Below are 21,820 nucleotides of genomic sequence, written 5' to 3'. Positions count from 1 at the left end.
TTTGCTGCACCGACTGTGTCCATTAAAGCTATCGAGCAATTTAATCCACAGCAAGTGAAGCCGCTCCCCGCATTACTAGACCTAACACAATTAACAGTTAAGGCTAAGTGGCAGGGAATGCAGCTAGTTTATACTATTTGTACAATAGATGGCGAGTTTATCCGAGGTATTCATGCGGAAACAGGTGATGTGCTCGGCGGGGGAAAAAAATAAAAAACTTACTAGATAAAATATCCATTCTAGTAAGTTTTTTAATCTGTTATGCTGTTTTTATACTATTTTTGGTAATTAAATGAGAAATAAATCTTTATATGGTAAAATAAGGATTATTGTAAGAGGAATACTCTTATGATATCGATTAAAGGGGGAAGTAAAAATGAACAAATTAACAAAATGCGTATTAGCAGCAGGAATTGCTTTTTCATGTGTTACGACAACAAGTCTTACACAACCAACAACAGCAGATGCTTCTGTTTCCGTAAAAAAAGCATTTCCTAAAAAATTTAAGCGTACATGGTATGCATACAACAAAAAAGAAAAGAAATATGAAAAGATCACATTTTACAATGGCGGGAAAATGTCTTCTCGTGGATGCTACGACGGGAAGTGTACAACTTCTAAACCAACACGTGTAAAAATCTTTTACTATTCTGAAGTGAAAAATGGTCTGTGGAATGTAAAGGGGATTAACCAAAATGCAGGAGCAGGTACATACTACAAGGTAGGAACAAAGAAAATAAATGGCAAGAAATATAAAGTGTTAAAAACGTATTCAGGTGCAATGGCTGATTTCGATAGGTATTATTATACGAAAAAAATGAAGCGTTAATTGAAAGAAACTGGGACAAAACATATCATGTTCCTTTTTTTAGCGTTCATAATGAAAAACCGGAACTGCGCCAAAGCACGATTCCGGTTTTTCTTATACTCATAGGAGCAGTTATTTTATATGTATGTTACAACCTTTTTATTTAGTCATATTTCGAAAGCATGTGCTGAATTTCTTCCTTCATTTCAGCACGAAAGCTTGCAGGACTAAGCACTTCGATATGCGGCCCCTGACTAAGCAGCCACATTTTGATTCCCTTACCATATACCTCTGCCTCGAATTCATTATTATGTAATTGGCGTGCTGTTGGAATACGGTCCAATACAGCTTGTACAGATGGACCAGTGAAGCGAAAACGGATTGTCATAAGCGCCCCTGTATACATAAATTGAATACGATCACGAAAAGCACTTTCACTAAAATAGGCAATATTATAAGATGGTTTAAAATGAGGCTGACTTTCTAATGATTGAATACGGTCTATGCGGTAAATCGTTGGATAGTCAGGTTTAAACGATGTTTGATAAGCTATTAAATAAAAATAATATTCCGAGAAAATAATGCCAACTGGAAAAAGCACAGTTGGTTTTTTAGATGGGTTAAATTCTTTGGTATAAACGATACGAATGCAATTTTTTTCTTCAATCTCTTTCGCAAGCTGCCAAAGCAAGTTTGTTACAGAAATATTTGTCTGCAAATTTCTATAGCCTGACATATCACTAGATAGCACATTTTGTAATATTTTTCGTTGGTCTAAGTTTATCTGACCAATTAAATGCTCGATAATTTGCTGCATTTCATTTTTTAAAAAGGCGCGTGATTCTAATAAAATTTTCGTTGTTGAATAAATAACATCGGGCTTTAATAAACTATTTCGTTCATGCCAAAAATACTTTTTTTCAGAGGCATTATATCGTATAGGTGCTTGTATGCCTTGTTGCTCTAAAAAATCTCGAATTTGGTTGAAATCGCGCTGAATCGTTTTTTCACTTACTTGAAATTCAGCCGCAATGGCCCTTTTATTAAGTCCTTCACCTGCATAAAACCGTGAATAAATTGATAAGACGCGCGTTATTTGGTTTGTATCCATTTAAAATACTCCTTTATATTTGTTAGCTAAAATAATTGAAAAATATTTTAGATGGTCATAACATGTCCATGTGTCTATTGTATTATGAATTTGTAAAGTTAAACAATACAAAAGAGGTGTTTAATGTGAAAAATATAATTCTTAATAATCATTTATCTGATGAATATAACGCGCTTAGTAACCACTCAAATCATCCGTTTACATTAGGTGGTTATGAATGGCCAACGGTAACGCATTATATTGAGGCGCAAAAATTTGTTGGAACTGCTAGATTTGAGGAAATCCGTTTAATGGTAACATCAGAAGAAGCGGAAAAAGCAGGTGAAAATCTTGAGCTGGCAAATGAAAATACGGTAACAAGGGCAGCATTAATAGCGAAACTTTATACGTACCCAGAAATTTTAGCGTTACTACTCGATACAAACGGACGAGCCATTCAAGATGCAGCAGACCCAATATGGAATAAACTAGGGTTTTATTGGATAATGATTCGAAATGAATTTCAGAATATTTTGATTTTAGAAAGTGAAAAAGAGCCTTCGAATGTAGCGGCAGTAGATTATATTGAACGTCATAAGGTAATAGAAGAGCTTCGTGGCCTACCAGCGGATGCATTTAGTAAGCTCCGTCATCTTCAGCCTGAGGTAGGATGCTTTAATCGCTGTAGCTTTTGCAGTCAAAGTGCAGGAACACGTATTTGGTCGCTTAATCTAAATGGCTTACAAAATATTTTTTCAGCACTTAAAACCGTCGCAATGGAAAAGGCACAGCAGTTCCGTACACAGGAAGGAGACTATTATCTAGATCCAACAGGGCCACTAACACTTAATCAACGTTTCCATCCATATTTTGAAATGCCAAAGCATGGACTACTTGGCTATGGACGTCTTTCACATCGACCAGGTGTTATTTTCCCTTACTTAGATAATGACATTAGCACCTATCCATTTTTAAAGCAGTATATTCAGTATGCCGCAGAGGATTTAGGGGTGAAAGTTCGCCTTTCTACAGTCGGCTACAGTCGTCATAATACACAGCTTCAGGACATGCATGACCAGATCAATGAGCATCATTTGAATCATGTCGCAGGCGTAAGATTATCGATTACACCGTATACGTATGGCTGGAAAAATAAGGCCACTCGTGATTCATTCAAGGAGGATGTAGCCAATGTATTAGCGACGTATAAACCGTTAATTGACCATTTAAAGCCTGGTCAACGTACAGGATGCGTGGAGTTCCGCTTCAAGCCATTACTAGAAGATCGATTAGTATTCCGTGAATTATTTGATGCAAATGACCATCATGTGATGGCAGTCGGGCCGTATGCACTGATGTCGACTGAGCGGGCAGCACCTTTTACAAAAAGTTATATACACGTTGATGAGGCAAATCAAATGCATGTAGATGGGAAAGGGCAATCTTATTTAATGATTCAGTCGGATAAGCTACGAGATGTTGCGACAGATGAGCTGTCGATGACTGTAGAAATGCTGCTGACAGAGGCGCATGCGATGAGCCGCTTTGTGCAAGTATACTTGTTTGAAAATGAAGATGGTGTTTACTACGGGGTAGACCCAATGATGCAGAATAATGGTATGTTTGCCAAACAATTTTATCCACCAACAGCAAAACGACCATCAGCTGGCTATATTGATTCGGAGCGCTATTTTTTAAATACATTACTCAGCTATAAACGCCAAAAGGGAATTTTAGATAGACGAGGTACATTTGAAGCGGCTACCTGGACGGATGTAGCGAATACAGTGCATTTATTAATGCATGCAGCGGAGGAGCTTGCGCCATCTAATCAGTATGCAGCCAATTATGTACAGGCTGAAATCATTCCATTAATCCAACTGTATGCCGAGGCACTATTAACAGCTGGCTATGCCCCGAGTTACTTTTTCCTTTCAACATTTACAGTAGATACAGGAAGCATTTGCAATTTGGGGAAGGCGTATAATGAATTTAAACATTTAGCTAGTAGACCACATATTCCATTAACACCACAGCAGGAGAAGTCCTTTGGTTTGCAGGGTGCATTAAGCATGGAAGGAGAAAAATGGCGCATCAGTGTCGCGCCATACAGTCATCAGGTATTGCGAGATACGTCTATTGGTAAACGGAATCTTCTTGCAGATAAAGGAAGCTTACTGATTGAACGTGAAAATTTAGCCCTGCGTTCAGTCGGTGGCGCAAATGGAATGGCTGATATTCGACAACATGTCCCCTTTTCACATATTGATATTTTTAATGTAAGTGACGGAGAAGAAAGAATTATTGGTAGTAAATAAATGATGTAGGAGATTGCCAAAAAGGGTAATCTCCTTTTTGAATGAATGATAGTATTAGAAAAAAATCTAAATGGAAGGGAGTGCCTTATTGGAAGATATTTTTGAAAATGAACTTTATTGGCTCTTTTTAGTAGGAAATAGACCGAATGAGATTACTGTGTCTGACATAGAATTATTGAACAAATTTGTTTAGGTAACCAAGTGTTTTTTTTCAACAAACAATTCAAATCTACAGTTCCATAAAAAATTAGATTTAGTTGGATTTGTTAAGGAAGAGTCTATTTATCTAGATATTGAAATAAAAGAAAATTCAACTGTTCTTTTCATAGGAAATGATGCAAATGAAATGTTTCTTTTCTCCAATTTACACAGTATGATTATGATTAGTGTTGGCTGCTGCAAATGGGATTTTACTCAGCAACTCGAGATTAACTTAATGCAAAATAATGAATGAAAGCAGGAGATACATGTGAACAAGGAGCTAATTTTAGAGATTCCTTCTAATCATACAGAAGCGGCAATTGTATCTTTTTCATTTTTCATCAATGAAACGACGTTGAATTGGAATGAGTTATATTTTGGCGTAGAGACGGGCTTTTTAACATTACAGCATGTGGTTGAAAAGGCAGAAATGGAAGCATCTACACAGCAGGATGTTCCTGAAAGTGTGTTAGAAGCTTCTTTTCTTTTGAAAGGTGAAGAAGATGAAATTGAAAAAGCGCTACAAAACCTGATAAAGCAGGGTGTCATTGTGAAGCAGAGCTTAGAAGATGTCGAATTTCTACAGAAGTGTAAGCGGAAATTTCTTTATATCATTATGCTATGGCTGTACCAGCAAAACTGCGAGTCGATTTCAGTGAGTAACACGACATTGTATCGTCTGATTTGGGATTTTAAAGGTGGATTTTCTGACGCAACCTATGAATTTGAACATGCAGTAAGTAAAATGGATGTTGATGCAGCCTTTTTAGAAGTGTGGGCAGCGTATTTGAAAGAGGAGAAGGAATTGAAGTTGTTTTGATTAGAGAAGGGGTTTAATGAATTGATTAATACGAAGATTTTTGAATGTGATAATGATGATTTGGAATATGATTTTTATGAGTCAGAAGTTCTGACTGAAAATGTATTAAAAGATGTTGAAGAAAAGTTTGGAATAAAGCTGCCTGAAACATATATTGAGTTAATGAAAGCGAAAAATGGTGGTATGATATCTTTTCAAAACAATACATATTATTTTGAATATATGAATCCTCATGATGGAGAACATTGTCGAAGTTCTTTAAATATATTTCAATTGAGAGGGATTACACTTGATAAGATAGGTATTGGGTGTACATTTGAAATGATTGAGGAATGGGAGTATCCAGAAGATATTGTAATTCTTTTGCATGAGGGACATTATTGTGTATGTTTAGATTATAGAAATTATAATGGAAATAATCCACCCGTTAGTTATATTGATTTAGAGGTAGAGTTAGATGTGATTGTCGCAGATGATTTTGAAGAGTTGATTAATAATTTAACAGTGGATATCGACGATGACGATGAAGAATACGAAAATGATGAAGAGCATATAGCATATGAGGAAGAAGTAAAAATCTTTGATCGCAATGAATTTGAAGGTTTATTTGAGCGTTATCAAGATGAGATTGAGATAGTAGACGGTATTCATTATTTTTTAACTAGTGCAGGAGATAGTGAATGGTTTATTAAACAATTAAAGAAAGCGATTAATAGTAACCATGTTTTTGTTGTCGAAGAAACTGTTCATGCTTTAATTGGCATATTAAAAAAATATAAGAAAACAGTGTTTTTACATAATGTTAAAAAAGATATAGAAGAAATAGCTCAGGTTGTTTATAACAGTGAAGAGTATGATGTAAACAAATATAGTATTCGACTTAAAAGTTATATTGAAAATTATATTATTTAATTTTTGAAAAGCTATTTAAAATTAAAAGACTGGAAATCATTATGATTTCCAGTCTTTTTTATTAAGGAAGCCCTAGAGTTATTGAAAATTATTGTCAAATCTATCGGTGTGCTGACCTTCGTCCCAAACAACGGTAATGTATGCATTTTTCAATGCTTCCTTAATTTCTTGTTCCGATGTATTTTTCAAATTTATAATCGCTTTTTCCTCATAAATATAATCACCATTTTTTGCGTTTCCTTCTGCTGACGTTCCTACCCAATATACATCACCTAAAAGTTTCTTTAGATGAACATCCGTTTCTACGTGTGCATTTTTCAAATTGTCATAATTACTTATTTTTGAATACAGGATTAATTTTTTGAAATTCTCTGGCGTAATATTTTGATCTTTCTCTCCACCAATCGAATTTAATTCTTTCTCGCTTAACTCGACTATCTCAGAATGGGTATCGATATTTATCGAGTTATTGCTACAAGCAGCAAGAGATAGGGCTGCTAGGATAAATAAAGATTTAATTTTACGCATATTTTATCCACCGACTTCATAACATTTCCTAAATTATACCAAATAATACATTTTATTAGTATGGTAAATATCACTCTTAAGCCTTTCTGTAAAATTTAAATAAACTAAAAGAATCCAATCTGGAAACATTAGCTATTCCAGCGTTTTCGGCTTTCTTCCTCTTTTGTGTGGATTTTTAACAACCAGCTAGTTTTAAATGGGTTATTTTGCTAGTTCGCGTAACTAGTTCTTATCGGTATAAGCATAAATGTGTTAAAATCAGCTCTTTCATTTCAATTGAATTTAAAGGTTATCTTAAATTAACATGGTTAACTATACTTAAATAATTAAGGTTTACTAAAGTTTTAAATTTATAATAGAATAACAGTGAAATCATGTGTAAAAAAGAATATATATGGCATGCTATAAGTATCTAGGTGAAGTATATTAGGGGGGTAAAAACAATGGATTTAAAAGAATGCATATTTAACAAGGTAGAACCGATTATTCGTAAGTGGGATGAAGAATTTACGCGGTATCTTTTTTCATTCATGAAAATATGAGCAATAATTCAATTCCCACTTTTTCAATTAGCTATAATACTGAAGCCGATTGTGATGATACGTCGGTACTTAGTGAAGAGCGCTGGAATTACGCTTTCTGAAGACAGGATGAAATTGAAGTTATTGGTGACGAAGCATCAACGGCAACGCTACTTCAGTGGTACGAAGACAATGGCATTGAAAATATCGGCTTTGAAGATGAAGATACGATGTACGATGATGAGGGCGAATATATTGGTAAAGGGCCAACTGGCTATTATGAGCTTGCGGAGGTGGTTTCGGAGGTTGCGAAGGAATTACGTGAGCAGCAAGTTATTTCGAATACATTTAAAAAAAAGCTTCCTATTATCGTTCATGATTTAGAATACAGTTGGTTTATGATCGAGCTAACGAAGGAAGCAAATCCTGGTGGAGAGGCAGATATCTTCCTTGCCTTCTATGAAGAGAATTTCTAACAAAAACCCCGCTTACGAAAAAGCGGGGTTGTATTATTTAACTGACTTTTTATAATCTAGCCAGTAAGTGAATAAAATTATAATCAATTCTAATGTAAAGAAAACCATGCCAATGACTAGCGCATATTTAAAGACAAATGCAGATGAATAACCGCCAATATATACGCCGTATAGAAGCATGAAGCAAAAACCGATAATAAAAAATAGTTTTTCAAATTTTTTCACATTAATCACATCCATTTCGTAATAATTCAAGAGTTAAAATCTCCGCTACAGCGCCTGTATTAGTTAGTGGTAAATAATGCTGTCCATTTTTAACAATATGACAGTGTGCATTGTCAAATCGCTCACTAAAAGCCCGCATCTTTTGTAACGACAGTTCATCAGCAGATGCTTCTGCAATTAGTAAAGATACGGGAATTGATCGCTCGGTTAAGCAATGATTAACCGTTATAAGCTCTTTCGATAGCGCATTATAGGCGATTTCACTACAGTGATGCTTATAGCTATCCCCTTGCTTCGGATAATTATGTAGAAAATAAGCTTCAAATTGATCATAGCAATCCTGCTCTAGCAGAGGCATTGAATAGGTTAGCTCATGAATCGCCGCTTCGATGACTTTAAAATCCTCGATGGGTGAAGAAATGACCATATCCTCATGCACTTCCCCGCGTTCTCCTAAAAAATAATGCCCGCCGTCTAATAGCACTAATGAGCGAATATACTGCGGATAACGATTAGTGAATGCCTGAATCACCCATGCCCCTAAAGAGCTCCCGACAAAATGCGCCTTTGTCACTTGCAGGGCTTCAAGTGTCTCCTGAATATACGCGCAAAAAGTAGCAATAGAATAATCCTCTAAATTTTGCTGATGGCTCCCAGGTGAATCAAAGGCAAGCCATTTATAGCTGTTCATTTGATTAGCTAATGGCTTAAACATCTCCTTGCGCTCCCCTAGCGCTGGTATGGCAACAATAACATCTTGTGAAGACGTATTTCCGTAAAATGTATACATACTAGCTTATCCCCCTATCCCTTAGTATATTCTATCATTTCGTGTATACTTATATGGAATAAATTTGAATTAATAGGAGGTTTTATAGTGGATAAATTAGCAGATAAGGTAGCGATTGTGACAGGTGCTGGGTAAGGATTAGGATTGGCGTTTGCCACTGCACTCGCAAAAGAAGGCGCAAAGGTGACCATTGCAGAGTTTAATGACGAAACAGGCGCACAGGCAGCCAAGGATATTCAGACATTTGGCGGCGAAGCAATTTTCGTACAATGCGATGTGTCGGATAAGGATCAGGTCAATCATGTTGTTGCGGAAACCGTAGCCGTATTTGGTACGGTGAATATTTTAGTGAATAATGCACAGGCAGCCAAACCATCCGTAAAGCTTCTCGATATTACGTTAGAGGATATGGAGGTTCCTTGGAAAACATGCCTTGTTGCGAGCTTATTCTTTATGCAGGCAGGTGTTCCTCATATAATTGATTCAAATTATGGTCGTATTATAAATCTCTGCTCAGATACTGGAATTGAAGGAATGCCCACATTCGGTGCATATGGCTCTGCTAAGGAATCCATTCGTTCATTGACACGTGTTGCGGCGCGTGAATTTGGCGAGTACGGTATTACCGTAAATGTCGTATCTCCAGGTGCACTGACACCAGCCGCCAAAAGATGGATGGAAAGTCTACCGAAAAACGATGGAGCCAGTGCCACTCGGTCGTCTAGGTGATCTAGAAACCGATTTAGCACCGACTATTGTATTTTTAGCAAGTGAGGATGCCCACTTTATGACCGGCCAAACGGTATTTATTAATGGCGGTCATACCTTTGGAAGATAAAAATAACCCAGACGATAAGTAGCTGCTTATCGTCTAGGTTTTAATTATTTCGTCGGCTTAATATAAGGAACGACGGGAGCGGTTACACCTACAGATGCTCCTCGAATAAATTCTTTCCCTATTAATTCATGAAAGTTTTTTGTTTGTCCCGTAACCATTACACCTAATACGGTCACCTCATTAAATGGTTTATGCTCGTTTTCGTTAATGTAATGTTGAATGGCTTCCACTGAATTATTGCTGTCATATGTTTTCAAATCATCAATAAATGTCTCGAAAGAATCCTTTGATAGCTCCGTATCTGCATAGCCATATACTGGTAACCCCGCTGGACCTTTCGATTCGTCAGCAATTTCCGAATGCATATAAAGCCATGCAATATTTAAATTTTCAGGAATGCGATCCTTTACTTGTTTCATCGTCAAAGGTTTTTTAAATGAAATCGCCACTTCCGCTACATGATTTTTCAATTCTCCAACTGCTTCAAGCTGATTTTGAACCCCGCCATAATAGTCTTTGATTGCTGGATTATAAAACGTAGCTACCTTTTGTTTCGTTTGTTTATCGTATTCGTAATCAGTCTTTCCGCTTGAATGGGAACCGGGTGTTAACTCATTAAAATCTACAGAGGAACCCATCCAGGAATAGGAACTTGTAAGCGTACTCCAAGGAATTAAATAACCATCTACGTTTTTCGAGCGATTCGTAATAATGTTACCACCAAAAGCTGTGTTATTCGCCGTCACTTGCGAATCAATAGTCACATTTGGCTGAGATATACGATGTTCTAAAAATAAACGGTCATGCAATTGAGTTGTATGCCTAGTCGATAAACTATCAGAAATAAAAATGAGTATAAGGCAACTAGCCATAGAAATAACAACAATACTAAGCCAGTGCTTTATTTTCGCTTTTTTTAATGCTTTTTGAATCGATGAACCCATGCTTTGATTCCTCCAACCTCTTTTTGAATTGATTTTCGTGCTCTGTATAATTTTTTCTTCACCGTTTCTGTCCGTAGCTGCAATAATTGACCAATTTCCTCGTAGGATAATTCATAATAATATTTCAAGACAAATAGTTCTCGATATTCCTTTTGACATTTTGTAATAAATACATTATTTCGTCCTGATTAAAAAGCTTTTCGAAGTCATCATAGCCATTTGCTAATTTTGATTGAAGCTCTTCTGACAGTGGTATGTTCGTTTTAAATTTTTTTCGTTGTAAATCAATGAGTTCATTTAATGCTACGCGGTAAAACCAAGGACGAATTGTTTTTTCATCTAAATCTGGTAATAAGGAATACGTTTTAAAAAATGTATTTTGAATAATATCCTCGGCATCTTCCTTTGAAGCGCCTTTTGAGCGTAAAAGTATAATCACTTCCTCTCCAAGTTGAATTAAATAAGAGGCGAACGCGTCTTTTTGATTCATTTCTCTCCCCCTCATGTATACAACGGTTGAAGCCGTGAAAAAGTGTACGCATAGAAATCATTTATTTTTAGTCACGCACATTAAAAAGCCGCTTCCTCCAGAGACGAGGTTACGGCTTTTGTGAAATTATGTAGGAGATAGCTAAAATTCGACAATATAAGTATGACTGTCCTTAAAATGCCCTATACCAATAGTTAAATCAAAAATAAATAACATAAGAATAACCAGCAGCATCAAAACAGCGATGGCTAAATCTCTACTAGTCGAGTCTGGATTTTTTCGCATTAATATCCCCTCTTTTAATTGTAATATTTTCCATAATATCATAGTTACTAATGACTGAACAAAAAAACAGCCAAAACACGATGTGTCTTAGCTGTATATCAGGCTTAAGAATAAAACGCTTTTATTTTTTTAGGCGAGAAATGATGCATCACCATGTTACCACAAGCCAATGCGATAATAATGCAAAAAATCGTAAATAGATTTCGTAACCATGTTGTTTCCATCATTGACGTGAGTTTAGAGGCCCCCATAACAATGAGGATGGCTACGGTCCAGGCTATTAAAAATACGCCTATTGTGTGTAGCCATTCTTGACGTGTAAGTTTCTTAAAAAGTGCGCGGCTTTTATAAAGTTTTACGAATGTAAATAGCATTAATAATACAAAAATTATCGTACTAATCATGTAACCAACCTTCTTTCACCATGACTGTAATCCATTCTTGAAATTCATTCAAGCTGCTTATAAAAACTTTCTGTGTTTTTAGCAGATGAGGTTGACTTAATTTGACTTTTCCTTTTGCCAAACGATGCGCTTTCCTATTATCAAAAATAACACAGATCCCTTTTCTCGTTCATAAAACATGATGCTGTCTTATTATAAATGGGATTGTGTTCGTTTCCGTATAAAGAAAGCAACCGCAACTACAAAAGCCACTACGGTTAAATTCCAAACAAGGATAAAGAGTAGTCCCAAGCCAATATTCGCATCTGTATAGTTCATTACATCATCAGAAATGACGGTAATTACGAGTAAAACTGCCACAATTCCATAAATAATACCAGAAATCCATTTTGCCCGTGTTTTGTGCGTGCGTACGTTTTTAACAATAATGAAAAATGGGATGAAGAAAACGGCCAATGTCGCAAGAAGCATAATGTAATTGTAATACATATAAAGCCCTCCCTTTATTGATTATACGTAAAAATGGGTGGTGAAGTTTCAAGTCATCTACCTAAATCATTTGTTGATTAGAAATTTTTAATCCATAGGGTATATCATATGAGTTCTACTGTTTTTGTTTATTTACAAAAATGTAAAACTTTTAACATCATTATTACGTCTAATTAATGATATTGAAAAACAGGTGGTGTGTTCTATGCAATGGCTTCCTAAAACAAAATTAGGAAAAGTAAATTTCGTACTCTTTTTTCTCGTGATTATAGGGTGCGGAGCGTTGTTCTTATTGTGGCAGCATAACAAGACAGGCTACGATTCAGTAGATGCTGCACAAGATGCGGTAAAGGACCCGAAAGTGACGACTAAAGAATCGCCCTTTAAGGGAATTTCGTATGTCGAAGAACGCTCAAAAACGTATCATTACACACTGACCTACCCTAAAACAGGGATAAAAGCGGTGGATGATGCCATTAAAAAATCAATCTACGCAAAACGTGATGCTTTTCTAGCTTCTAATGCAACACGTTTACGCGCAACGATTTCAGCAACAACTTCAGGACATTATATTAGCTTTTTAATTAAAAATGATGTCTTTTTACCGACGAATCAGGCGAAAAGCTCTGTACAGACGTTTACATATAATCGCCAGGATAAAAAACTTGTAACATTAAAGCAGTTTATCAAGACAGAAGCGCGTCTGAATCGTCTTTCAAAGGAAATTCGTACAGAAATTCAGCGTCAAAATGACCATTTACAATGGAGTGCCAAAAAGATTGATCACTTAACACAAGATACATGGGAAACGTTTTCCGACTTTGGATTAGACGGCAAAAACTTTATCGTGTACTACGAGCCAAATACATTAGTGAATCATCTTTCCGTTATTAGTATTCCGATTACAGCCATTGACAAAAAACGTGATACAACGGTATTCCGTTTAAATACACATGATAAAAAATACGTTGCGCTAACTTTTGACGATGGTCCGAATAAAACGGTAACACCACGTATTTTAGAAACATTAAAAAAACATGATGTGAAAGCAACCTTCTTTATGCTAGGAAGCTCGGTGGAAGAAGCACCAGAATTGGCGAAGGAAGTATTAAAAAATGGCCACGAAATCGGCAATCACTCCTATGGACATGAAAATTTATCAAAAATGACAGGTGTCGAGGCAGAAGCCAATATTAATAAAGCTAATCAACTAATTAAAGATGCGACCGGTCAGGAACCATTGACGATTCGCCCGCCGTACGGAGCGCGTAATGCGGAACTAGAGCAGCTATCTGCACAACCTATGATTTTATGGGGAGTGGATACGTTAGACTGGAAAACGCGAAATGCCGCTTCCACACTCAAAGAAGTACAGCAGCATGTTTATCCGGGCGCAATCGTATTAATGCACGATATTCATCCAACGACCGCAGATGCATTAGATGCGGTACTAACTTATTTACAACAGCAAGGCTATACATGTGTAACTGTTTCACAACTAGAGGGCTTACAATAAAAAGCAGCAATCGTTTTCGAAGCGATTGCTGCTTTTTTTCTATGTGCGTACTTTTCGAATGACTAAAATAATTGCCATGATAAATGCGACAACGGTTAAACTCCATACGAGAAAAAATAGGAAGCTGAGCTCAGGTGATGCATCAGTAAGCGCCATCACTTTGTTGGCAAGCACCATGCTAATTAAAAGAACTGCAATTACTGCATAGACAATCCCACAAATTCTTGCCGATTTCTGCTTGGCATACGGTGTATTTTGTACAATGATGAGCAATGGAAGCATGAAAATCAGCAGAGACATCATAAGGATTAGTGGAATCGGTAGCATGATGTGCCCTCCTTTTTGTAAAAATCCTTATTTTTCTTCTCACAAGTAGGTCAAAAGATTAAAATGTCCTGAAAAAAACAAAATTTTTAAGATAAAAAAATTTTTTTAACTTTTTTTAACCTTTCGTCCTCATACTGAACTATGTTAGCGATAGTTCAATCTATCGTAGTAGTCTTATTTACTACTATTCATCTAATTAAACATACACTCAGGAGGATAATTTTATGAAAAAATCGACATTTTTAACAATCGCGCTGTCAGGAAGCTTAGCCTTTTCTTCACTAGCACTCCCTACGATTTCTCAAGCAGAGGTAACAAAAGTATCATTAAAAACGACAACAATGTATACAACACAAGGAGTCTATGCACGCGATGCACCTAGCTTGAATTCAAATGTAGTGACAACACTTCCACGTAATACGGCTATTAAAGTATTAGGAACTTCACAAAAATCATGGTATCGCGTCTTACTTAATAAAGAAATTGTCTATGTCTATAAAGAGTATGTTTCAGCAAAGCTACTACCAGCCATTGTAAAAACGGGCTATGTAAAGCAAACAAATAACCTTGCTGTAAGAACAACCGCATCGAATAAAGGGACAAAAATTGGCACCCTTAAAAATGGCGCTGCTGTCCAACTAACAAAAAATTATACAGCCGCTTCAAAGGATGCCTTTTTCCAAATTATTTATAACAACCAAGTAGCGTACGTTTCTTCTAGCAAAATCGGCTTTTCTAAAGCAGCACCTGCTACACCAACGACAAAAGTAGGCGTCGTTCGCAATACGAGTAGCGTTGTGTTAAAAGTACGTGAAAAGCCTTCTACACAAAGCACAATCGTTGGCACGCTTAAAAATGGTGCTACTGTAAAATTTGCTAAAGCGTATAAAAAAGGCGCTACGGATTCTTGGTACAAAATTACTTACAAAGACAAAACAGCTTACGTTGCAGCACAATATGTTTCTCCTTTATTTCCAGAATAACAAAGAGAAATGGTGTAATGAGAAAATGAAGCCAACGTTAATTAAAGCTGTCAGCGCGGCAGTATTAACGAGTACATTACTGGTATCTTCTTATACACCTTTTACAAGCCAGCAAGTAAGTGCGAAAACAGCATCTGACGTAAAAAAAGATGTGCAAGTAACAATACAAATAAAAACGATAAGGCAGCACATAAACTACCACCAGGCACCTATGTTAAAAAATCAGATACTGTAGAAGTGAATGGCGAAAAATATTACACTATCACATATTCCAACGCCTATAAAATCACATCTGAGACTAATTTTTATAAAAAATTCAAAGTGTTAAAAGGCTATGTAAAGGTCGCAGATACTACAAAAGAAAAAATAACAATTAGCGGCTTCAAGTCACTATTTTCAAATTATCCAGAGAACATGACGAATTTAAGCACCACGACTCGATATGTAGTGTTAGACAATCTCGTTTCGTATCTATCATCTGCTCGTTTTGATGACTTTGAATACCCTAATCATTTTATGTTTATAGAAAAAGGGGCTATTTTAATAGCTCTTGATACATTTACGATTAATGGCCAAACAGATTATGCAAGAAATTATGGCTTACTGCAGCGTATCATCCCCGCTACTTCGATTAAAAAAGCCAAAACACCAACAAAAGTGTATACAGCTGCAGAACGTAAAATAGTCTATAAAACAACAAAAGATACATTTAGTCATGAATCTTTCGGTAAACAATTTTTAACAGAAGATCATAAACTAAATAAAATCAAAGCAGGTACACAACTGCAAGTATTAAAAGAAGTAACAGCTGATGGAAAGAACTATGTCTTTATAAAAGTGAAATAATGAAAAAAGAGGCTGGGACATAAGCGTAAAAACAACCTCTCCTATAAGCATAAGAAAAACTGGAATTGCGCTGTGGCGCGGTTCCAGTTTTTCGTTGCGAACGCTAAAAGAAGGAAAGCAACATGTTTTGTCCTAGTCTATTTTAATTTTGTAAAAAAGGTATATGTGATTTTAAACGGTATAATTAACCAAGTGGTATAAGGAGGTTTTTTGATGTTTAAAGGAATTGGTCATGTACAACTAGCCGCTCCAAAAAATAGTGAACAGCAATGTCGTGCTTTTTTTGGCGACATTCTAGGAATGACTGAAATTGAAAAACCAGAAAATCTAAAAAAAACGAGGTGGTGTTTGGTTCGAATGTGGCGCGCATCAGCTTCATATCGGTATTCAAGAGCCATTTACCCCAGCCTTAAAAGCACATCCAGCATTTTTAATGACAGACATTAAGGCATTCAAGCAACAATTACAGCACCACCAAGTCGACATAAAAGAAGATGAGCCATTAGAAGGCGCTAGTCGCTTCTATTTGGACGATCCATTTGGTAATCGCCTTGAATTCATTCAATGGCTATAGGTAGGTGTTGATTGTTTAAAAATTACAAAAATGCACCGTTTACACTACTTCAAGAAATCATTTTGATAGGTACTAATGCTTGTTTTAAATACTTTGCGTGTTAATTCATAGTTTCCTCTACTAAATATGACAAATTTATCATAAAATTATTAATATATACTAAACAGTATATGAAAACATATGAATTGGGGCTATTATGATGACATCAACATTCGTTAAAACTGCAAGTGCGGCAGTGTTAACAGGTACATTACTTGTATCTTCTTACACACCATTTACTGCTAAAGCAAATACAACAAGCGTACAATTAAAATCAACTGATAAAGAAGACGTAAAAGTAACCACTCAAGTAAAAACAACAACGGCTACAAATGTATATGCAAAATATGCAGATATTAAAAAAGGTAAGGTAGCTCATACATTACCAGCCGGTACGTACATTAAAAAGATAGACACTGTTGAATTAAACGGTAAAAAATATTACAGCATTACGTACTCAAATGCGCATGAAATTACATCTAAAAAAGATTTTGATAAAAACTTTGATATTTTTAAAGGCTATGTGAAAGTATCAGATACCCTTAAAGAAAAAGTAACAATTAGTGGCTATGACTCACTATTCTCATCATGGGATGATATTGAGGAAGCAGACTTAAATAAATTCGTAAAAAGCTACATCGGCAATACAACACGTACTGTCGTAACAAAAAATACGATTTCAAATTCATTCTCACCACGTTTTGATAACTTTGAAGATACCGTTTTCTTTGATTTCACTAAAAAAGGTGAAATTTTAATTTTCTCCGATAAGATTAAAATCAATAATAAAACGTATTATGTAGGCATTACACAAGAAACACTTGTAATGATCCCTGCGACTTCAACTAAAAAAGTAAAACACCGACAAAAGTATATACTACAGCAGAGCGCAAAGTATCATACAAGGTAACAAAAGATACATTTACACGCTTATCTTTCGGTAAAGAATTCTTAACATCCGATTATGCAATGGATAAAGTCAAAGCTGGCACGAAAGTTCAAGTATTAAAAGAAGTGACAGCGGATGGTAAAAAATATGTCTTTATTAAACTAAAATACTCTAAAAAACAATTAGATGAAGGATACACGCCTTATGGTTGGATTTTAAAAGACCGTATTAAAAAAGTGAAATAATAACAAAAGCAGCCTAAGTGGCTGCTTTTTTATTACAATTTAATGATGCGCTTATAAAGCTTTTTTTTCATAAATTTTAATGGATAAAAACCATGAAATAACATAGAAGATTGAAACAATGATTGCAGCACTAAGTAGGAATCTAACCTCCATAAATTTCATAAATAACCCTACCATAATGCGGATTTGATCATTTATATCATGAATAAATACGCTCATTGTTAAAAAATAAAGCGCGCATAAAATAATAACTGCAAACATCAAATACTTACTTGAAAATTTATACGAAAATGGATAGATACATGAAATAATAAGCAATGAGCAAATAATTATTAGACTAATATTAGTAAAACTCGGGAACCCTTTTTGAATAATCAAACTGTTAATTACTAAAATTATGCTAATTAATAATACATATAAGAAAGCAGAAATATATTTTGAACTCACTATTTCTTTACGCGTTAATGGCAGTGAGCTCAAAAGAATTCGAGCTGTATTTTTTTCATCACTCGAAAAAATATGCATCGCCATTGTAGAAGCGAATAGTAGGCCAATGAATAGCAAGGATATACCCGTAAACATGTATATACTAATTGTAACAAACATAATAATAATAATGTTTTTATGAATTAAAAAGTCTTTTTTAATCAATTGTAGCAAACGTATCACTCCTTTTTTCGTATAAAACATAATATCTTCCAGTGAAGCTGATTCATACATGGCTAAATTACCGAATAGAGACATTATGTGCTTTTTATCTTTTGCTAAACCTTCAAAACCTAACTCTGTTTTATGAAGAGAAATAAATTCTTCTTCAATGTCTCTATCAAGTAAATCGAGGGAGCCTTTTACTAAAGTAAAGTTTTCATCTATTGTTAAAAGCTCGTCTACAAATTGTATTTTGCCATCATGTAAAAAGACAATGTAATCCGCAATATGCTCTAAATCAGATGTGATATGTGTTGAGAAGAAAATTGTTTTTTCTTCATCTTCAACCAGCTCATGTAAAATTGCTAAAAATTCTCGACGAAATATAGGGTCTAACCCAGCAGTTGGCTCATCCATAATAATTAATTTAGCATGATGTGATAGAGCAATCGCGAGGGAGCTTTTCATAAGCATTCCTTTTGAAAATGTTTTTAATTTTTTGGTAAGTGGTAATTGAAATTTTATTACATAATGTTTAAACAATTCTTCATCCCAATTATTATATAATGGGGCAATTATTTTTTTCATATTGTTTAACGTCAAATTTTCATAAAAGACATGATCATCATAAACAAATGCTATATGTTCTTTAATTTCTTTCTCATGTGTTTTATAATCTAGTCCAAAAATACGAATTTCACCATTATCTGGCTGTAATAAATTCATAATTAGTTTAATAACTGTTGATTTCCCAGCGCCATTTGCACCTACAAATCCTGTTACAAAGCCTTTTTTTATTTGAAAGGATATATTATTTGTTTTAAAATCTTTAAATGTTTTTGTGACATTGGATAATTCAATAACTGTGTCCATTACACTTCCTCCTCATATAAAAGCGCAACAAGCTCTTGCACATCTTCTAAACTAATTCCTAATTCTTTACTATTTACAATAGCCTGCGTTAATTGTTCTTCAATCATTTTTTTCTTACGCTCTTTCATCATTTCTATACTTTGTTCTGCTACGAATGAGCCCTTACCTACAATTGAGTAAATCATATTCAATTTTTCTAGTTCTTCAAAAGCTCTCTTAGTTGTGATAACACTAACATCTAAATCTTTTGCCATTTTACGCATTGATGGTAATGCAAACCCTGGTGCTAGAGTTCCAGCTAAAATATTTCGTTTGATTTGATTAACAATTTGTTCGTAAATTGGCTCTTTTGAATTATGAGAGATTATAATTTGCATGCACATTCCTCAATTCACATTGTATATATATTACATATACAATATATATATTTCTTTATATTGTCAATAATTAATTAAAAATCCATTAATTACAAAATATAAGTAAAATTTGCTACAATAAATTTAAAGAAGGTGATTTTTTGAATAATAAAAAAAGACGTAAGAAGATATTTGCATCCTATTTGTCTAAGGTAGAACCACTTATAGAAGAACCAATAGTTAAGGCTACGCATCCCTGTCCCTGTTGTGGTTATATTACGATGCCGGGTATAAGTCCTACGGTGCTATGTCCCAGCATTTAATCAAATATTGTCGATCAGCAACGCTCGAAGAACAGCCATAAAAAAAGAGGCTTTGACATACGTATAAAAACAACCGTTCATATGAGCAGAAGAAAAACCGGAATCGCGCTGTAGTGCGGTTCCGGTTTTTCGTTGCGAACGCTAAAAAAGGAAAATGACGTGTTTTGTCCCAGCCTTTTTTTAATACAATTTAATGGTTTCATGCTGTCTACTAAGCGATTTCAACACATCTTTTGCTACGACTAAGCGTGGCTCGTCTGCAATATCCTGCATCTCTGTAACCATTTTATTTGATGAATTCACTAATACATTAGAGTTTTGCGCCATCTGTTGAATACCTGTCACGATTTCCTCAAGCACTATTGCTGATTTAATAGCTGTTGCTCTGCTGCTTTACTAGTTGGTTATTGATTGTAAAATTCCATTTCTACAGAAAAAATAACAAACATAATCAAAACAATTAAACTAATCCGTTTTTAATCGTCCTATTTAGAAATCCTTTAATCATAGTGCACCTTATTATCTTATTTTAATTCTGTTACATAGTTATCTTTTTTCTACAAAAATTAAGTATACAATACGATTCAAAATTTTATTTATTATAGTTTTTCTAATAAAAAAATTAGTTAATATATTAATTATTAAATTGTTTTATTTATTAATTTATAAATAGCTTGATAAATTAGGCAAAATAACAATACTAGTAAGAAGAGATTTGTTTAGAAAGTGGTAGATTATGATTCAGAAACAATTATTTTTAGCTTTTTTTATTCCGGGTTTAATTGGCTTTGATGGTGGTCCTTCGACAATTCCACTGATGCAAAAGGAAGTTGTCGATCATTATCAAATGATGACACTTACTGAATATAGTAGTGTCATCGCAATCGGCAATATTTTCCCGGGTCCTATTGTCACAAAGCTCGCAGGCTATATTGGCTACGAGTTAGCGGGTATGCTCGTCGCAGTTATTGCGATTCTTTTATAAAAGCGCGTATTTCGTTTTCTAGCAATAGCTCATTACGCTAGAAAGCGCTTTTTGGCTACAACATATTTTTTAATAAGTGTCATCTGTAAGCGAATAGGCTCGATTGTTTAGTAATCATTTGTTTCCATTTAGCAAATACACATATAGTTATTAATACATTGGCGATAACTATCAAAACATTGCACAAAGCATTCGCAAAAATGGGCTCTTACAGAGGCTCTAACGGGCATTTTTTGTCTATTTACGGTCATTATATGGGCATTTCCACACAGAAATCTGACATAAAAAGCTTCTATCGTGCAAAAATGTCGTTTTTTCGAATAAAAATAGATTTAGTTATGTAAGATGCTTTTTAAGCGTATGAAAAAGGCTGCTTTTTTCAATAAAATTACCCCTCAGAGCTCCTATTTCATGTTGTAAAAGCTTTTTCTGGTAATTAGCAATTGTATTTATTTGTGATGGTGTCGCGAAATAACTGTTTTTATTGACAGGTTTTACAGTATTATTAGGGAAAAGCTGCATTTTCATCAAACAATAGTCATAAGTTGGCACATATTTAAAATTATGTCGTATCCAAAACCCGCTTCTTGAAGTCATCAGCGATTTCTAGTAAACGATTTTGTGATGCTAATAATTAAATGAATACAAAAAAGGAAGTGTGATTTTATTCACACTTCCTTTTTAAATTCCAGCTGTATTCATTAAAACGACACGCCAGCCATCTGGATCTGCGATAGTGATACCCTTTTCCGCCCAGTACGGATTTTCAGGTGGAACTGCAGGATAACCCATTGACGCAAGACGCGCCGCGATTTCTTGAATTTCCTCTAGGTCAGTCATATAAAATACGAGCAAATTATCATTTGTCGGTGCCGGACAAGGACTCCCCGCTTCATGCTGCGTAAATTCTAAATGGTAATTCGTATCAGGCAGTCCAATCATAACCCCTGTATAACCCCTATGACCACCAAACTCGCCTACTTTTTCAAGGCCTAGCCCCTCACAGTAAAATTGTTCAAGTAATTGAATCTGATCCGTTGGTCGTGCAATACGAAATTGTGTAAAGTTCATTGTCAT

General features: G+C 35.0%; 25 protein-coding genes and 4 pseudogenes. 15 read left to right on the top strand and 14 right to left on the bottom strand.

Annotated features, from left to right (window positions below; translation table 11 throughout):
* Positions 1-15 precede the first annotated feature (15 nt).
* Together KTHG_RS15035 and KTHG_RS15030 are read left to right on the top strand one after the other, a co-directional pair.
* The gene (locus KTHG_RS15035; protein ID WP_139994759.1) at positions 16-213 is read left to right on the top strand and encodes a hypothetical protein; all 198 of its coding nucleotides are present in this window, start codon (positions 16-18) and stop codon (positions 211-213) included.
* Between the two features lie 163 nt (positions 214-376).
* Positions 377-829 (top strand): hypothetical protein, encoded by a 453-nt coding sequence (locus tag KTHG_RS15030; RefSeq protein WP_139994757.1) that lies wholly within the window; start codon positions 377-379, stop codon positions 827-829.
* A gap of 142 nt (positions 830-971) precedes the next feature.
* On the opposite strand, the gene KTHG_RS15025 is transcribed toward KTHG_RS15030, so the two are convergent.
* On the bottom strand, positions 972-1,919 hold the full coding sequence (locus KTHG_RS15025) for a helix-turn-helix transcriptional regulator (protein WP_139994755.1): 948 nt from the start codon (positions 1,917-1,919) through the stop codon (positions 972-974).
* Between the two features lie 125 nt (positions 1,920-2,044).
* Here KTHG_RS15025 and KTHG_RS15020 point away from each other — a divergent pair, with 125 nt between their 5' ends.
* From KTHG_RS15020 to KTHG_RS15010, 3 genes are all read left to right on the top strand, one after another.
* Positions 2,045-4,216: an NADAR family protein gene (locus tag KTHG_RS15020; RefSeq protein WP_139994753.1), complete on the top strand. Its 2,172-nt coding sequence runs from the start codon at positions 2,045-2,047 to the stop codon at positions 4,214-4,216.
* 469 nt (positions 4,217-4,685) lie between these two features.
* On the top strand, positions 4,686-5,237 hold the full coding sequence (locus tag KTHG_RS15015) for a DUF2247 family protein (protein ID WP_186439643.1): 552 nt from the start codon (positions 4,686-4,688) through the stop codon (positions 5,235-5,237).
* 21 nt (positions 5,238-5,258) lie between these two features.
* Positions 5,259-6,149: an SMI1/KNR4 family protein gene (locus KTHG_RS15010; RefSeq protein WP_139994749.1), complete on the top strand. Its 891-nt coding sequence runs from the start codon at positions 5,259-5,261 to the stop codon at positions 6,147-6,149.
* A gap of 78 nt (positions 6,150-6,227) precedes the next feature.
* Here KTHG_RS15010 and KTHG_RS15005 read toward each other — a convergent pair whose 3' ends face one another.
* Positions 6,228-6,677, bottom strand: coding sequence for a hypothetical protein (locus KTHG_RS15005; RefSeq protein ID WP_139994747.1), 450 nt, complete (start codon positions 6,675-6,677; stop codon positions 6,228-6,230).
* Positions 6,678-7,428: 751 nt separating this feature from the next.
* On the opposite strand from KTHG_RS15005, the gene KTHG_RS15000 reads away from it, so the two are divergent.
* Complete coding sequence (locus KTHG_RS15000; protein ID WP_139994745.1) at positions 7,429-7,674, top strand: hypothetical protein; 246 nt, start codon at positions 7,429-7,431, stop codon at positions 7,672-7,674.
* Between the two features lie 33 nt (positions 7,675-7,707).
* On the opposite strand, the gene KTHG_RS14995 is transcribed toward KTHG_RS15000, so the two are convergent.
* Positions 7,708-7,929 carry a hypothetical protein gene (locus KTHG_RS14995; protein WP_139994743.1) on the bottom strand — a complete coding sequence of 74 codons (222 nt, stop codon included), beginning with the start codon at positions 7,927-7,929 and terminating at the stop codon, positions 7,708-7,710.
* Positions 7,901-8,689: an alpha/beta fold hydrolase gene (locus KTHG_RS14990; protein WP_139994741.1), complete on the bottom strand. Its 789-nt coding sequence runs from the start codon at positions 8,687-8,689 to the stop codon at positions 7,901-7,903. Before KTHG_RS14990 ends, KTHG_RS14995 begins: the two co-directional genes overlap by 29 nt.
* Before the next feature lie 144 nt (positions 8,690-8,833).
* Here KTHG_RS14990 and KTHG_RS14985 point away from each other — a divergent pair, with 144 nt between their 5' ends.
* Both KTHG_RS14985 and KTHG_RS22205 read left to right on the top strand, forming a co-directional pair.
* Positions 8,834-9,418 carry an SDR family NAD(P)-dependent oxidoreductase gene (locus tag KTHG_RS14985; protein WP_139994739.1) on the top strand — a complete coding sequence of 195 codons (585 nt, stop codon included), beginning with the start codon at positions 8,834-8,836 and terminating at the stop codon, positions 9,416-9,418.
* On the top strand, positions 9,387-9,527 hold the full coding sequence (locus KTHG_RS22205) for an SDR family oxidoreductase (protein ID WP_139994737.1): 141 nt from the start codon (positions 9,387-9,389) through the stop codon (positions 9,525-9,527). Before KTHG_RS14985 ends, KTHG_RS22205 begins: the two co-directional genes overlap by 32 nt.
* A gap of 44 nt (positions 9,528-9,571) precedes the next feature.
* Here the strand turns inward: KTHG_RS22205 and KTHG_RS14975 are convergent, their stop codons facing one another.
* The 4 genes and pseudogenes from KTHG_RS14975 to KTHG_RS14960 all read right to left on the bottom strand — a co-directional run bounded on the left by KTHG_RS14975 (position 9,572) and on the right by KTHG_RS14960 (position 12,139).
* Entirely contained in the window at positions 9,572-10,471 is a 900-nt protein-coding gene (locus KTHG_RS14975) for an anti sigma factor C-terminal domain-containing protein (RefSeq protein WP_139994735.1), read from the bottom strand.
* Positions 10,444-10,961, bottom strand: a pseudogene (locus KTHG_RS14970) (RNA polymerase sigma factor). The gene KTHG_RS14975 and the pseudogene KTHG_RS14970 overlap by 28 nt, the downstream one beginning before the upstream one ends.
* 389 nt (positions 10,962-11,350) lie before the next feature.
* The gene (locus tag KTHG_RS14965) at positions 11,351-11,650 is read right to left on the bottom strand and encodes a hypothetical protein (protein WP_139994733.1); all 300 of its coding nucleotides are present in this window, start codon (positions 11,648-11,650) and stop codon (positions 11,351-11,353) included.
* Positions 11,651-11,842: 192 nt separating this feature from the next.
* A complete protein-coding gene (locus KTHG_RS14960; protein WP_139994731.1) occupies positions 11,843-12,139 on the bottom strand; it encodes a hypothetical protein in 297 nt (98 codons plus the stop codon).
* 283 nt (positions 12,140-12,422) lie between these two features.
* Here KTHG_RS14960 and KTHG_RS14955 point away from each other — a divergent pair, with 283 nt between their 5' ends.
* A complete protein-coding gene (locus KTHG_RS14955) occupies positions 12,423-13,655 on the top strand; it encodes a polysaccharide deacetylase family protein (protein WP_186439641.1) in 1,233 nt (410 codons plus the stop codon).
* 39 nt (positions 13,656-13,694) lie between these two features.
* Here the strand turns inward: KTHG_RS14955 and KTHG_RS14950 are convergent, their stop codons facing one another.
* Positions 13,695-13,982, bottom strand: a complete 288-nt coding sequence (locus tag KTHG_RS14950) for a hypothetical protein (RefSeq protein ID WP_139994727.1) — start codon at positions 13,980-13,982, stop codon at positions 13,695-13,697.
* Between the two features lie 224 nt (positions 13,983-14,206).
* Here KTHG_RS14950 and KTHG_RS14945 point away from each other — a divergent pair, with 224 nt between their 5' ends.
* The 5 genes and pseudogenes from KTHG_RS14945 to KTHG_RS21405 all read left to right on the top strand — a co-directional run bounded on the left by KTHG_RS14945 (position 14,207) and on the right by KTHG_RS21405 (position 17,558).
* Positions 14,207-14,965, top strand: a complete 759-nt coding sequence (locus KTHG_RS14945; RefSeq protein ID WP_139994725.1) for an SH3 domain-containing protein — start codon at positions 14,207-14,209, stop codon at positions 14,963-14,965.
* 237 nt (positions 14,966-15,202) lie between these two features.
* Positions 15,203-15,811 (top strand): hypothetical protein, encoded by a 609-nt coding sequence (locus tag KTHG_RS14940; protein ID WP_139994723.1) that lies wholly within the window; start codon positions 15,203-15,205, stop codon positions 15,809-15,811.
* A 213-nt stretch (positions 15,812-16,024) separates the two neighbouring features.
* Positions 16,025-16,385: pseudogene (locus KTHG_RS14935) on the top strand (VOC family protein).
* 196 nt (positions 16,386-16,581) lie between these two features.
* On the top strand, positions 16,582-17,334 hold the full coding sequence (locus KTHG_RS14930) for a hypothetical protein (RefSeq protein WP_186439640.1): 753 nt from the start codon (positions 16,582-16,584) through the stop codon (positions 17,332-17,334).
* A gap of 59 nt (positions 17,335-17,393) precedes the next feature.
* Positions 17,394-17,558 carry a hypothetical protein gene (locus KTHG_RS21405; protein ID WP_186439639.1) on the top strand — a complete coding sequence of 55 codons (165 nt, stop codon included), beginning with the start codon at positions 17,394-17,396 and terminating at the stop codon, positions 17,556-17,558.
* 51 nt (positions 17,559-17,609) lie between these two features.
* On the opposite strand, the pseudogene KTHG_RS21945 reads toward KTHG_RS21405, so the two are convergent.
* The 4 genes and pseudogenes from KTHG_RS21945 to KTHG_RS21395 form a co-directional block, all read right to left on the bottom strand.
* Positions 17,610-18,200, bottom strand: a pseudogene (locus tag KTHG_RS21945) (ABC-2 transporter permease); the annotation flags it as partial.
* Between the two features lie 27 nt (positions 18,201-18,227).
* Positions 18,228-19,079, bottom strand: a pseudogene (locus tag KTHG_RS21940) (ABC transporter ATP-binding protein); the annotation flags it as partial.
* A complete protein-coding gene (locus tag KTHG_RS14920) occupies positions 19,079-19,456 on the bottom strand; it encodes a GntR family transcriptional regulator (protein ID WP_126990478.1) in 378 nt (125 codons plus the stop codon). The gene KTHG_RS14920 and the pseudogene KTHG_RS21940, both read right to left, overlap by 1 nt.
* A 482-nt stretch (positions 19,457-19,938) precedes the next feature.
* Positions 19,939-20,103, bottom strand: a complete 165-nt coding sequence (locus KTHG_RS21395) for a hypothetical protein (RefSeq protein ID WP_186439637.1) — start codon at positions 20,101-20,103, stop codon at positions 19,939-19,941.
* A 391-nt stretch (positions 20,104-20,494) separates the two neighbouring features.
* Here KTHG_RS21395 and KTHG_RS14915 point away from each other — a divergent pair, with 391 nt between their 5' ends.
* The gene (locus KTHG_RS14915; RefSeq protein ID WP_139994719.1) at positions 20,495-20,743 is read left to right on the top strand and encodes a chromate transporter; all 249 of its coding nucleotides are present in this window, start codon (positions 20,495-20,497) and stop codon (positions 20,741-20,743) included.
* A gap of 681 nt (positions 20,744-21,424) precedes the next feature.
* Here the strand turns inward: KTHG_RS14915 and KTHG_RS14910 are convergent.
* Complete coding sequence (locus KTHG_RS14910; protein ID WP_139994717.1) at positions 21,425-21,820, bottom strand: VOC family protein; 396 nt, start codon at positions 21,818-21,820, stop codon at positions 21,425-21,427.

It is taken from the genome of Kurthia sp. Dielmo, assembly GCF_000307285.2.
In the GTDB taxonomy this organism is placed as follows: domain Bacteria; phylum Bacillota; class Bacilli; order Bacillales_A; family Planococcaceae; genus Kurthia; species Kurthia populi.
This window is presented reverse-complemented; position numbering and strand designations above follow the sequence as displayed.